General features: G+C 72.7%; 11 protein-coding genes. 5 read left to right on the forward strand and 6 right to left on the reverse strand.

Annotation, left to right across the window (positions count from 1 at the left end; translation table 11 throughout):
• The first annotated feature begins 27 nt into the window (after positions 1-27).
• Positions 28-1,023, forward strand: a complete 996-nt coding sequence (locus BLU95_RS20515) for an ArsR/SmtB family transcription factor (protein ID WP_093861317.1) — start codon at positions 28-30, stop codon at positions 1,021-1,023.
• A gap of 135 nt (positions 1,024-1,158) precedes the next feature.
• Here BLU95_RS20515 and BLU95_RS20520 read toward each other — a convergent pair whose 3' ends face one another.
• Both BLU95_RS20520 and BLU95_RS20525 read right to left on the reverse strand, forming a co-directional pair.
• Positions 1,159-2,118, reverse strand: a complete 960-nt coding sequence (locus BLU95_RS20520) for a pirin family protein (RefSeq protein ID WP_093861318.1) — start codon at positions 2,116-2,118, stop codon at positions 1,159-1,161.
• 141 nt (positions 2,119-2,259) lie between these two features.
• Positions 2,260-2,760 (reverse strand): SseB family protein, encoded by a 501-nt coding sequence (locus BLU95_RS20525; protein ID WP_400748947.1) that lies wholly within the window; start codon positions 2,758-2,760, stop codon positions 2,260-2,262.
• A 227-nt stretch (positions 2,761-2,987) separates the two neighbouring features.
• Between BLU95_RS20525 and BLU95_RS20530 the strand changes: the two genes are divergently transcribed.
• Both BLU95_RS20530 and BLU95_RS20535 read left to right on the forward strand, forming a co-directional pair.
• On the forward strand, positions 2,988-4,817 hold the full coding sequence (locus BLU95_RS20530; RefSeq protein ID WP_093861319.1) for an acyl-CoA dehydrogenase: 1,830 nt from the start codon (positions 2,988-2,990) through the stop codon (positions 4,815-4,817).
• 313 nt (positions 4,818-5,130) lie between these two features.
• A complete protein-coding gene (locus tag BLU95_RS20535) occupies positions 5,131-6,444 on the forward strand; it encodes a M18 family aminopeptidase (protein ID WP_093861320.1) in 1,314 nt (437 codons plus the stop codon).
• A gap of 78 nt (positions 6,445-6,522) precedes the next feature.
• On the opposite strand, the gene BLU95_RS20540 is transcribed toward BLU95_RS20535, so the two are convergent.
• The 3 genes from BLU95_RS20540 to BLU95_RS20550 are packed head-to-tail and all read right to left on the reverse strand — an operon-like array spanning position 6,523 to position 9,996.
• The gene (locus BLU95_RS20540; RefSeq protein WP_093861321.1) at positions 6,523-8,337 is read right to left on the reverse strand and encodes an NHL domain-containing thioredoxin family protein; all 1,815 of its coding nucleotides are present in this window, start codon (positions 8,335-8,337) and stop codon (positions 6,523-6,525) included.
• 51 nt (positions 8,338-8,388) lie between these two features.
• On the reverse strand, positions 8,389-9,618 hold the full coding sequence (locus BLU95_RS20545; protein ID WP_093861322.1) for a glutathionylspermidine synthase family protein: 1,230 nt from the start codon (positions 9,616-9,618) through the stop codon (positions 8,389-8,391).
• 6 nt (positions 9,619-9,624) lie between these two features.
• Positions 9,625-9,996: a hypothetical protein gene (locus tag BLU95_RS20550; RefSeq protein ID WP_353653499.1), complete on the reverse strand. Its 372-nt coding sequence runs from the start codon at positions 9,994-9,996 to the stop codon at positions 9,625-9,627.
• Positions 9,997-10,172: 176 nt separating this feature from the next.
• Between BLU95_RS20550 and BLU95_RS20555 the strand changes: the two genes are divergently transcribed.
• Positions 10,173-10,595 (forward strand): DUF350 domain-containing protein, encoded by a 423-nt coding sequence (locus BLU95_RS20555; RefSeq protein ID WP_093861323.1) that lies wholly within the window; start codon positions 10,173-10,175, stop codon positions 10,593-10,595.
• A gap of 58 nt (positions 10,596-10,653) precedes the next feature.
• Here BLU95_RS20555 and BLU95_RS20560 read toward each other — a convergent pair whose 3' ends face one another.
• Entirely contained in the window at positions 10,654-11,010 is a 357-nt protein-coding gene (locus BLU95_RS20560; RefSeq protein WP_093861324.1) for a winged helix-turn-helix transcriptional regulator, read from the reverse strand.
• 106 nt (positions 11,011-11,116) lie between these two features.
• Here BLU95_RS20560 and BLU95_RS20565 point away from each other — a divergent pair, with 106 nt between their 5' ends.
• On the forward strand, positions 11,117-12,025 hold the full coding sequence (locus tag BLU95_RS20565) for an NAD(P)-dependent oxidoreductase (RefSeq protein WP_093861325.1): 909 nt from the start codon (positions 11,117-11,119) through the stop codon (positions 12,023-12,025).
• The last annotated feature ends 2 nt before the right edge of the window (positions 12,026-12,027 follow it).

A 12,027-nucleotide genomic window follows, 5' to 3' on the forward strand; every position in this document is an offset into this window, starting at 1 on the left:
CGGCCCGGCGCGGTCTACCGTGGAGGCGTGCTCCGCTTCACCGCCACCGCCGAGGACCTGCTGCGAAGCCGCTTCGCGCTCTCACCGGCGTTCGAGCTCTGCGGGTTGCTGCGCCGCCTCGACGGCGGGAACGCCCGGCTGCCGGGCGGGTGGGCGGCGCGTCTCGCGCCCGCCTTCGCGCGCCTCCGCCGCGAGACCGCGCTGGACGCCGTGCTGGCGCTGCAGACCGGTTCCGCGGGAGCCAACTTCGTCGCCCCGCCGCCGCGCGGTCTCGCCCAGACCTGGGCCGACGACCTGGCGGCCGTCCGGGCCACCCCGCTCCCGGTCGCACGGGACGAGATCGACCGGTTGGGACGGCAGGCTCCGGTCCGCGACCCGCGCGTGCGCGCGCTGCTGGATTCGGACGAGGTGGTCGACCTGGTCGGTGACGCGCTCGACCGGGCCTGGAACGACCTGTTGGCGCCCGACTGGCCGCGGTTGCGGGCGATCTGCGAGCGCGACGTGGTGCACCGCGTCGGTGTGATCGGCGAGCGCGGCTGGCGGGAGGCGGTCGAGGGCCTGGACCGGGGACTGGTGTGGAGCGGGCACAGCCTCCTGGTGCCGTTGCACTCCGAGGACGCGGTGGTCGACCTCTCGGGGGAGGGGCTGCTGATGGTTCCGTCGGTACTGGTCCGTCCGGGCGTGGCGGCGTTCTACGACGAGCCCTGGCCGAAGGCGCTCGTGTACCGGGCGCGCGGCACCTCGGCGCTCCGGGAGCGGCCCGCGCCCGGCCCGGACGCGCGGGCCGCGCTCGCCGCCCTGCTCGGGCGTTCCCGGGCGCGACTGCTGGCGGAGCTGGGGACGCCCGCCGGCACCAGTCAGCTCGCCCGCAGCCTCGGCATGGCCCCGGGCGCGGTCGGGGACCACCTCGCCGTCCTGCGGGCGTCCGGGCTGCTGGCCCGGGCGCGCTCCGGCCGCGCGGTGCTGTACCGGCGCACCGCGCTGGGTGACGCGCTGGTCGAGGGTTCCGCGGCGGAGCTCTGACGGCCGGCCGGCCGGGCCCGGCCGGGGCCGCGGTGCGGCTGCTGCCGACGGACCGGCCCGGACACGGGAGGGCCCGGACGCGGGAGGGCCCGGACCGTTCCCGGTCCGGGCCCTCGCCGCTGTGCCCGCGGTGGCTCAGTGGCCGTCGGCGGGGACGGTGCCGAGGCGGCCGGCCTGGAAGTCCTCCATGGCCTGCTGGAGCTCGCGGTGGCTGTTCATCACGAACGGGCCGTAGTGGGCGACGGGTTCGCGGATGGGGAGGCCACCGAGGAGGACGACCTCGAAGTTGGGGTCGCGGGAGTCCTGCTTCTCGTCGGCGCGGACGGTGATCGAGTCGCCGTCGCCGAAGACGACGGCCTGGCCGCGGTGGAAGGGCCGGTGCTCGGTGCCGGCCGAGCCGTTGCCGGCGAGACCGTAGGCGAGGGCGTTGAAGTCGGAGCGCCAGGGCAGGGTGAGCTCGGCGCCGGGGCTGATCGAGGCGTGGATCATGGTGATCGGCGTGTGGGTGGCGCCGGGGCCCTGGTGGCCGTCCAGCTCGCCGGCGATGACGCGGAGCAGGGCGCCGCCGTCCCCGGTGCTGAGGAGCTTGACGCTGCCGCCGCGGATGTCCTGGTACTTCGGGGCGATCATCTTGTCCGAGGCGGGCAGGTTCACCCACAGCTGGAGGCCGTGGAAGAGGCCGCCGGACCGCACCAGGGACTCCGGCGGGGTCTCGATGTGCAGCAGGCCGGAGCCCGCCGTCATCCACTGGGTGTCGCCGTCGGTGATGGTGCCGCCGCCGCCGTGCGAGTCCCGGTGGATGAACGTCCCGTCGATGATGTAGGTGACCGTCTCGAAGCCGCGGTGCGGGTGCCAGGGGGTCCCCTTGGGCTCGCCGGCCGCGTAGTCCACCTCGCCCATCTGGTCCATCATGATGAACGGGTCCAGGTACTTCTGGTTGATCTTGGCGAAGGCGCGGCGGACCGGGAAGCCCTCGCCCTCGAAGCCCTCGGGGGCGGTGGCCACCGTGAGGACCGGCCGGGCGCTCGTGACGGCGGGGTCCGGGGTGGTGACGCGCGGGAGGGTCAGCGGGTTGTCGACGGTCACGGCGGGCATGTCGGCCTCCTTCGGGGGATGTTCCTCTGGCCTACGTCCACGAGATTAGTTCAATCCTCAACTAGAAGCAAGTTGAATTTTGAACCATTTGGGTGCGGGTGGCCGGACGGCGGGGCCGGGCGGCCCCCGGCCCATCGTCGGTCAGCCGTACATCCGGCGCATGGTGAAGTCGACCATCTGCTCGACCGCCTTGGCGTCGAACACCATCCGGTGCTCGCCCTCCATGTCCAGCGCGAAGCCGTAGCCGGTCGGCAGCAGGTCGAGGACCTCGGCGCCGGTCACGGTGAAGTACTTGGACTCCTTGCCCGCGTAGCGCCGCAGCTCCTTGAGCGAGCTGAACATCGGGATCACCGGCGTCGGCGTGTTGTGCAGCGCCAGGAAGCCCGGCCGTTCGCCGCGCGGGCAGTGCACCTTGGAGGTGATGAAGATGGCCTGGAAGTCCTCCACCGCCATCGAGCCGGTGGTGAAGGCCCGGACGGCGTCCGCCAGGGACGGCGGCGAGGGCTCCGGGTAGAGCGACTGCTGCGCTCCCGGTGGCTGCTCGCCGTACGGGCCGGGGTTGGGCATGCCGTTCATGCCCGGCTGCGGCCCCGCCTGCTGGTAGGGATCGCCCGGGTATGCGTTCTGGTCATAGCCGTACACACGGACAGGCTATCGGGAGCGCGGCCACCCGTGCGGGCGTCGATCCTGACAAGGAGTGGCCGCCCCGGCTTGTGGGACGTGACCACGTTCATAGCGGAATCCACGAGGGATTCACCGGCTGGGGCTTGAAACAAGTTACCGCTGGGTAGCATCATGAGGCCTACTGGTGGGTACGGGGCGCCCGAACGCGGCGGTCTCCCGGAAGCGACGAACCGGAGAAAACGGCCATGGGTCACTACAAGTCCAACCTGCGGGACGTGGAGTTCAACCTCTTCGAGGTGTTCGGCCGCGAGCAGGTGTACGGCACCGGACCGTTCGCGGACATGGACGTCGAGACCGCGAAGAACATCCTGAGCGAGATCGCGCGCCTGGCCGAGAACGACCTCGCCGCGTCCTTCACCGACACCGACCGCAACCCGCCGGTGTTCGACCCCGAGACCAACACCGCGCCGGTCCCGGCCTCCTTCCGGAAGAGCTACCAGGCGTACATGGACGCCGAGTGGTGGCGTCTGGGCATCCCGGAGTCGATCGGCGGCCAGGTCACCCCGAGCTCGCTGATCTGGGCCTTCGCGGAGCAGATCCTCGGCTCCAACCCGGCCGTCTGGATGTACTCCTCCGGCCCGGCCTTCGCCGGCGTCGTCGCCGAGGAGGGCACCGAGGAGCAGCTGAAGGTCGCCCAGCGGATGACCGACCGCCTGTGGGGCTCCACCATGGTCCTGACCGAGCCGGACGCCGGCTCGGACGTCGGCGCCGGCCGCACCAAGGCGATCAAGCAGGAGGACGGCTCCTGGCACATCGAGGGCGTGAAGCGCTTCATCACCTCGGGCGAGCACGACATGTCCGAGAACATCATCCACCTGGTGCTGGCCCGCCCCGAGGGCGGCAAGCCGGGCACCAAGGGCCTGGGCCTGTTCATCGTCCCCAAGTTCGACTTCGACTGGGAGACCGGCGAGCTGGGCGAGCGCAACGGCGCCTACGCCACCAACGTCGAGCACAAGATGGGCCTCAAGGCCTCGAACACCTGCGAGATGACCTTCGGCGCCAAGCACCCGGCCAAGGGCTGGCTGCTGGGCGAGAAGGTCGACGGCATCCGCCAGATGTTCAAGATCATCGAGTTCGCCCGGATGATGGTCGGCACGAAGGCCATCGCCACGCTCTCCACCGGCTACCTGAACGCGCTGGAGTACGCCAAGGAGCGCGTGCAGGGCGCGGACATCTCGCAGTTCCTGGACAAGACCGCCCCGCGCGTCACCATCACCCACCACCCGGACGTCCGCCGCTCGCTGCTGACCCAGAAGGCGTACGCCGAGGGCATGCGCGCCCTGGTGCTCTACACCGCGTCCGTCCAGGACGACATGATGGCCGCCAAGCTGCGCGGCGAGCACGACGGCGCCGCCGAGCGCCTCAACGACCTGCTCCTGCCGATCGTCAAGGGCTACGGCTCGGAGAAGTCCTACGAGCAGCTCGCCCAGTCCCTGCAGACCTTCGGCGGCTCCGGCTACCTGCAGGAGTACCCGATCGAGCAGTACATCCGGGACGCCAAGATCGACACCCTCTACGAGGGCACCACGGCCATCCAGGGCCAGGACTTCTTCTTCCGCAAGATCGTCAAGGACGGCGGCCAGGCACTCACCGCGCTGTCCGAGCAGATCCAGAAGTTCCTCGGCTCCGCCGAGGGCGGCGACGCCCTGGCCGCCGAGCGCGAGCTGCTCGCCAAGGCCGCCGGCGACCTGGAGGCCGTCGTCGGCAAGCTGCTCGCCGACCTCTCCTCGGTCGAGCAGGACGTCAAGAACATGTACAAGGTGGGCCTCAACACCACCCGCCTGCTGATGATCTCCGGCGACGTCGTGGTCGGCTGGCTGCTGCTGCGCCAGGCCGCGGTGGCGCTGGCCAAGCTGGAGGCCGGCGCCTCGGAGAAGGACGTGCCGTTCTACCAGGGCAAGGTCGCGGCCGCCCGCTTCTTCGCCAAGAACATCCTGCCGACCGTCGCCGCGCAGCGCCTGATCGCCGAGGGCATCGACAACGAGATCATGGACCTGGCGGAGGGGGCGTTCTGACGCCGCCCGCACCGACTGCCTGACCCCACCCTCACACCGAAGGGCCCGGTTCCACGACCGGGCCCTTCGGTGTCCCCGCGGTCGTCCTGCGGCTGTCCGGCGGCCGTCCCGGGGCCGTCCTGCGGCCGTCCTGAGGCCGTTCTTCGGCCGCCCGCCCGCGCCCGGCGGGCCGTCAGATCCCGTCAGTTCACGTTTCTGTCTGCGTTCTGCATCCGTTGGGATGCTCCGAGTGTCATGTCCGTGTACGGGCATATGCTCAAGGTGCGAAGCCGATTCCCATTCGGCCTCGGCCCTCCCTCGACCCAGGAGCAGCATGTCGACCGCCGCCCGCCAGGCCTTCTTCGACCGGACGCACACCGATGACCTGATCGCCTTCCTCGGCACCTCGCCATCGCCCTACCACGCGGTCGCGAGCGCCGCCGAGCGGCTGGAGAAAGCCGGTTTCCGGCAGGTACTGGAAACGGACGCCTGGGACGGTGTGGCCGGCGGCCGGTACGTCGTCCGCGGTGGCGCGCTGATCGCCTGGTACGTGCCGGCCGGCGCGGGCCCGGAGACACCGTTCCGCGTGGTGGGCACCCATACCGACTCCCCCAACCTGAGGGTCAAGCCGATCCCCGACACCGGGACGGCGGGCTGGCGGCAGGTCGCGGTGGAGATCTACGGCGGTGTCCCGCTCAACACCTGGCTCGACCGGGACCTCGGCCTCTCCGGGCGGATCACCCTGCGCGACGGCAGCCGGCGGCTGGTCCAGCTGGACGAGCCGCTGCTGCGGGTGCCGCAGCTGGCGATCCACCTGGACCGCCAGGTCAACGACGGCATGAAGCTCGACAAGCAGCGCCACCTGACCCCCATCTGGGGCCTCGGGCCGGTCGACGAGGGCGCGCTGATCGAGTACGTCGCCGAGCGCGCCGGGGTCGACCCGGCCGAGGTGAGCGGCTGGGACCTCATGACCCACGACGTCCAGCCCGCCTCGTACCTGGGCCGGGACCGCGAGCTGCTGGCCGGTCCGCGACTGGACAACCTGCTCTCCGTGCACGCCGCCACCGCCGCGCTCGCCGCCGTGGCCACCGCGGCCGAGACGGAGGGCGCGGACCTGCCGTACATCCCGGTGCTGGCCGCCTTCGACCACGAGGAGACCGGCAGCGAGTCGGACACCGGCGCGCAGAGCCCGCTGCTCGGCAACGTCCTGGAGCGCAGCGTGTACGCGCGCGGCGGCGGCCTGGAGGACCGGGCCCGGGCGCTGGCCGGCACCGTCTGCCTGTCCTCCGACATGGGCCACGCCGTCCACCCGAACTACAGCGAGCGGCACGAGCCGGGCCACCACCCGATGCCGAACGCCGGGCCGATCCTGAAGGTCAACGTCAACAACCGGTACGCCACCGACGGCGTGGGCCGGGCGGTGTTCACCGCGGCCTGCGAGAAGGCCGGCGTGCCGTGGCAGACCTTCGTCTCCAACAACGCCATGCCCTGCGGGACGACGATCGGCCCGATCACCGCGGCCCGCCTCGGCATCCAGACCGTGGACTGCGGCATCGCCGCGCTGTCCATGCACTCGGCCCGCGAGCTGTGCGGCGCGGAGGACCCGTACCTGCTGGCGAGCGCGATCAAGGCGTTCCTGGAGGGCTGAGCCCCTCCCCCCCGGCATGCGGAAGGGCCCGGCGAGCGGACGCTCGCCGGGCCCTTCCGCACGGGGCGGGGTCCGCGACTACTCCATGCCCGCCAGGACCAGCGGCAGCCGGCGCGCGCCGTCGGCGGTGAGCCGCACCGGCACGCCCCAGTCCTGCTGGTGGACGTGGCAGGCCGGGTACTCGATCGCCGGGTCGTCGTCGCAGGACGCCGCCATCGCCGAGACGTGCAGCACGCCCTCGGCCACCTCGGCGGAGAGCACCAGCTCACGGGAGAGCGCGGAGTCCGCGCCCGCCCCGGAGACCAGCAGCTCGGGCGGGGTGGCGCTGACCAGCAGCCGGGTGGACGGGCCGTAGCGCTCGTCCAGCTTCTGGCCGGTCGGCGCCCGGAACACCACGTCCAGTTGCAGGACGCCGGGCGCCACCTCGGTCGCGGCCCGCCGGGTGCGGTGCGCCACCGCCTCCACCCGGACCGCCTCCTCGGGCAGCCGCAGCCGGGTCAGCCGGTGCCGGGCGGACTCGACCACCACGATGTCCTGGTCCACCAGCACCGCGCCGGAGGGCTCGCGCAGATCGGTGGCCAGCGTGCTGACCTCGCCGCTCGCCGGGTCGTAGCGGCGCAGCGCGTGGTTGTAGGTGTCGCTGACGGCCACCGAGCCGTCCGGCAGCACGGTGACGCCCAGCGGGTGCTGGAGCAGCGCCTGCTCGGCCGCGCCGTCCCGGTGCCCGAAGTCGAACAGGCCGGTGCCGACGGCGCTGTGCACCTCCTTGGTTTCACGTGAAACCCAGCGCAGCGAGGAGGTCTCGGAGTCCGCGACCCAGAGCCGCTCGCCGTCCGCCGACACCGCCAGACCGGAGGGCTGGGCGAACCAGGCCTCGGCGGCGGGGCCGTCGACCAGGCCCTCGTTGGTGGTGCCGGCCGCGACGCCGACCGTGCCGGCGGCCGGGTCGTACGCCCACAGCTGGTGCACGCCGGCCATCGCGATCCAGACCCGGCCGTCGAACCAGGCGACGTCCCAGGGCGAGGAGAGGTCGACCTCGCGGGCCGCGCCCTCGGTCGCCGAGCCCTGCCACCACTGCCGGCCGGTGCCGGCCAGAGTGGTCACCTCGCCGTCCGACAGCCGGACGCCGCGCAGCGCGTGGTTGACGGTGTCGGCGACGATCACGTCGTACTCGGAGCCGGCCGGGAGCAGCGCGAGCCCCTGCGGCTCGCTGAACCGCGGGCTGGTGCCGTCCACCAGGCCGCGCACGCCGTCACCGATCCGGCGGACCACGGTCTCGCCGTCCGCCTCCAGCTCGACCAGCGAGTGGTGCCCGGAGTCGGCCACCAGGAAGTGGCCGTCCGGCAGCCGGACCGCCTTGCCCGGGAACTTCAGGTCCCCGGCGGTCGGCTCGGGCGCCACGTACGGGCCGTCGCCGCGCCGCAGCGTCCCCTTCGCCGCGTGCTCCGCCTCCAGCTCCTCGACCAGCCGGGCGATCGCGTGCGCGTGCCCCTCGCCGGCGTGCTGGGTGACCACGTACCCCTCGGGGTCGATCACCACCAGCGTCGGCCAGGCCCGCACCGCGTACTGCTTCCAGGTGACCAGCTCCGGGTCGTCCAGCACGGGGTGGTGCACCTCGTACCGCTCGACCGCGTCCACCACCGCCCGGTGGTCGGCCTCGTGCACGAACTTGGGGGAGTGCACGCCGACGATCACCACGGTGTCGCGGTGCTTCTCCTCCAGCTCCCGCAACTCGTCGAGGACGTGCAGACAGTTGATGCAGCAGAAGGTCCAGAAGTCCAGGACGGTGATCTTGCCCCGGAAGTCGGCGAGCGTGAGCTCCTTGCCACCGGTGTTGAGCCAACCGCCTGCCCCGACCAGCTCGGGGGCGCGTACACGTGCACGGGATGCCATGAGGCAATCAAACAGCACCGCCGCCGTCCGCATTCCGGTGCGTCCGAGGATTCAGACGATGAGGTGGGGGAGGAAGCGGGCGCCCTGGTGGGTGATCGGGCTGTCGTCGGTCTCGCGGATGCCGAGGCCGGCGGCCTCGCCGTCGACGACCCAGGTGCCGAGCACCGGGCGGTTGCCGTCGAAGTCGGGCAGCGGGTGCAGCTGCTGGTAGCAGTGGCCCTCGGCGCCGTAGCGGTCCGGGTCGCCGGCCCAGTCGGCGAGCCTGGTCTCCCGGCCGCCGGGTTCGACGATCCGCACGCCCGCGCCCTCGCGGCCGAGCAGCGGCTTGGCGGCGTAGCCGGGGCCGTCCGGGTCGGCGAGCTCGCGCGGGCCGTCCAGATAGGCGGGCAGCAGGTTGGGGTGTCCCGGGTACAGCTCCCAGAGGACGGCCAGCAGGGCCTTGTTGGAGAGCAGCATCTTCCAGGCCGGCTCGATCCACAGGGTGGAGCCGGTGGAACCGCCGAGGTCGATGACGTCCAGCAGCTGCTCGCCGAACTCGTCGGAGACCAGCCACTCCCAGGGGTAGAGCTTGAAGGCGGAGCGGACGAAGCGGTGCTCGAGGTCGACGAAGCGGCCGGACAGGCCGTCCCAGCCGATGTCCTCCACGGCGATGCCGACCGTTTCGAGGCCCGCCTGCTCGGCGCACTCCTGGAGGTAGAGGGTGGTCATCCAGTCCTCGCCCTCGGTGTCGCCGCGCGAGTGCGCGAAGTGCACCGGACCGGACGGCAGCAGGTGCTTCTGCCGGGCCCAGGCTGCCACCAGCCGCTCGTGCAGCGAGTTCCACTGGTCGGCGTGCGGGAACCGCTCCTCCATCCAGAACCACTGCGGACCGGCCGCCTCGATCAGCGAGGTCGGGGTGTCGGCGTTGTACTCGAACAGCTTCGCCGGGCCGGTGCCGTCGTACGCGAGGTCGAACCGCCCGTAGAGGGAGGGCTGTTCGTCGCGGCGCTGCCATGACTCGGTGACGGCGGCGACCAGCCGGGGGTCGGTGATGCCGTACTCGGCGAAGCGGCCGGTGCGCACCACGTGGCCGGCGGCGGCCAGCGACATCGCGTGCAGCTCCTCGACCACCTCCTCCAGCGCCTCCACCTCGGGCAGCGAGAACTCGTAGTACGCGGACTCGTCCCAGTAGGCGTGCGGGCCGCCCTGGTTGCACGGGTCCGAGCACATCGCGTAGATCAGGCCCTGGCCCTCGACGGTCGTCAGCCAGTCCGGGCGGGGTTCGACGGTACGGCGGCGCACGGCGGATCAGCCTCCGCCGGAGCCGCTGGAGCCGGCCGGGCAGCCGAAGCCGCCGCGCTTGGTGGCGGCCTTGTCGAAGGTGCCGCCGACGGCGTCGGTGGCGCCGGAGCCGCAGTAGTACCAGCGGCCGGCGGTGGCTCCGGCGGCCTTGCCGCCGGAGCAGGAGTGGCTGTCGAGGACCTTGAGGGTGGTCGGGTCGACGCAGCGGCTCGGCGGGTTGCCGCCGGAGGAGGAAGAGCAGCCGGAGAGCGCGAGCGCGAGGGTGCCGACCATGCCCAGCGCGACGAACCCGGACCGGCGGCGGGTGCCGGGGCCGGGGGCGTCGGACTCCGTGGTGTCCGGTCTCGGGGCGGGGCTGGCGGGCGGCGGCTGCGTCATGGCGTCCGATGGTACGCGTGGGCCGGGATAGTACGGGAGGGACCCCGGTTCCCGGTCCGGATCCGGCCCCGATGCGTTATCTTTTGCCGATCCTTGACCGCGGGACCGGGCCCCACGCGGGCGGCCGCCCCGACGAGGAGCGACCTGCGACACGGACCCGGGGGGCTGGACAACCCATGAACGACATCCTGCACGGACTCGGCGCGGCGGCGGTCTTCGGCGGCGTCGGCGTCGTCCTGCTGCTGCTCGGCATCCTCCTCGTGGACGCCCTCACGCCGGGGCGGCTGGGCCACCAGATCTGGGTGGAGCGCAACCGCAACGCCGCCGTGCTGCTCAGCTCGGCGCTGCTGGGCATCGGCGGCATCGTCTTCACCGCGATCCTCTACACCTACGAGGACTTCGGGAAGGGCCTGCTCTCCACGGCCTGCTTCGGGGTGCTCGGCCTGGTGCTGATGGCGGTCGCGTTCTGGGTGGTGGACGTGCTGACGCCGGGCAAGCTGGGCGCGATCCTGGTCGACCCGGAGCCGCACCCGGCGGTCTGGGTGACCGCCAGCTGCAACCTCGCGGTCGCGGCGATCGTGTCGGCCTCGATCGCCTGACCTTCCGCGGGGCCGGGCGCCTCCCCGGGGCCGGAAGCACGCGCCCGGACGGCGCCCGCTACGCCGGGGCGGCCGCCTCCTCGGCGCCGTCCAGCGCGTGCCGCCTGCCCCAGGCGCCCAGCGGGGCCAGCGCCTCGTTGAGCCGCCGCCCGGCCGCCGTGAGGGAGTACTCGACCCGCGGCGGCACCTCGTCGAACGAGGCGCGGTGCACGACGCCGTCCGCCTCCAGCTCGCGCAGATGGGCGGCGAGCACCTTCTCGGTGATCCCGGGTACGTGGCGGCGCAGCTCGCCGAAGCGCAGGCTCGGCCGCTCGCCGAGGGCCCAGAGGATCAGCACCTTCCACTTGCCGCCGATCACGTCCATCGCGGCGTCGATCCCGCACACGTACGCGCCGGGCCTCGGTGTCGTCGCCATGCCCTGCCCCCGCCCCTCCGCCGGCCTGCTCGCTCACCTCAGGGTAACCACCCACTCCCAAGTGCGTACTTGAGCAGGTCGGTGGCGGGCGACGAGCCTGGTGGGCATGACGACGAACGACACCGAGACCCGCCCCGCGACCACCGCCCCCGCCCCGCTCACCCTGCTCGGCCTCGGTGCGATGGGCACCGCGCTGGCCGACGCCTGGCTTTCGGCCGGGCACCCGCTCACGGTCTGGAACCGCACCGCCGCCCGCGCCGAACCGCTCGCCGCGAAGGGTGCCACGACTGCGGCGACCCCGGCCGCGGCGGTCGCCGCCAACCGGCTGGTGGTGGTCTGCCTGCTGGACGACGAATCGGTCGGGGAGGCCCTGGCCGGGGCCGACCTGACCGGCAAGGACCTCGTGAACCTGGTGACCGGCACCCCCGGCACGGCCCGTGCCCGGGCCGCCTGGGCGGCCGCCCGGGGTGCCCGCTACCTGGACGGCGGCATCATGGCCGTGCCGCCGATGATCGGTGTCCCGCAGGCAGGCCCGTACGTGTTCTACAGCGGCTCGCGCGAGCTGTTCGAGGAGCACCGGGAGACCCTCGCCGTCCCGGCCGGTACCCGCTGGGTCGGCGAGGACGCCGGTTTCGCCGCGCTGCACGACGTGGCGCTGCTGAGCGCGATGTACGGGATGTTCGCGGGGGTCGCGCACGCCTTCGCGCTGGTACGGGACGAGGCCGTCGACCCGGGCGCGCTGGCGCCGCTGCTCTCCTCCTGGCTCACCGCGATGACCGGCTCGGTCGCGACCACGGCGCGGCAGCTGGCGGCGGGGGACTACACCGGGGGTGTCGTCTCCGACCTGGCGATGCAGGTCGCGGGCGTGCCGACCTTCCTGCGCACCGCCGAGGAGCAGGGTGTGAGCGCCGAACTGCTCACGCCCTACTTCGACCTGATGCGGCGGCGGCTGGAGGCCGACGCGCGCAACGGGGCCGAGGACCTCACCGGGGTGGTCGACCTGCTGCGCGGGTGACC

Source organism: Streptomyces sp. TLI_053 (assembly GCF_900105395.1).
GTDB lineage: Bacteria > Actinomycetota > Actinomycetes > Streptomycetales > Streptomycetaceae > Kitasatospora.

Excerpts from the sequence above, each read along its gene's own strand:
- BLU95_RS20555 (WP_093861323.1), top strand. The coding sequence starts at position 10,173 with ATGAACGACATCCTGCACGGACTCGGCGCGGCGGCGGTCTTCGGCGGC.
- BLU95_RS20520 (WP_093861318.1), bottom strand. The coding sequence starts at position 2,118 with ATGCCCGCCGTGACCGTCGACAACCCGCTGACCCTCCCGCGCGTCACC.
- BLU95_RS20540 (WP_093861321.1), bottom strand. The coding sequence starts at position 8,337 with ATGGCATCCCGTGCACGTGTACGCGCCCCCGAGCTGGTCGGGGCAGGC.
- BLU95_RS20550 (WP_353653499.1), bottom strand. The coding sequence starts at position 9,996 with ATGACGCAGCCGCCGCCCGCCAGCCCCGCCCCGAGACCGGACACCACG.
- BLU95_RS20560 (WP_093861324.1), bottom strand. The coding sequence starts at position 11,010 with ATGGCGACGACACCGAGGCCCGGCGCGTACGTGTGCGGGATCGACGCC.
- BLU95_RS20565 (WP_093861325.1), top strand. The coding sequence starts at position 11,117 with ATGACGACGAACGACACCGAGACCCGCCCCGCGACCACCGCCCCCGCC.
- BLU95_RS20530 (WP_093861319.1), top strand. The coding sequence starts at position 2,988 with ATGGGTCACTACAAGTCCAACCTGCGGGACGTGGAGTTCAACCTCTTC.
- BLU95_RS20535 (WP_093861320.1), top strand. The coding sequence starts at position 5,131 with ATGTCGACCGCCGCCCGCCAGGCCTTCTTCGACCGGACGCACACCGAT.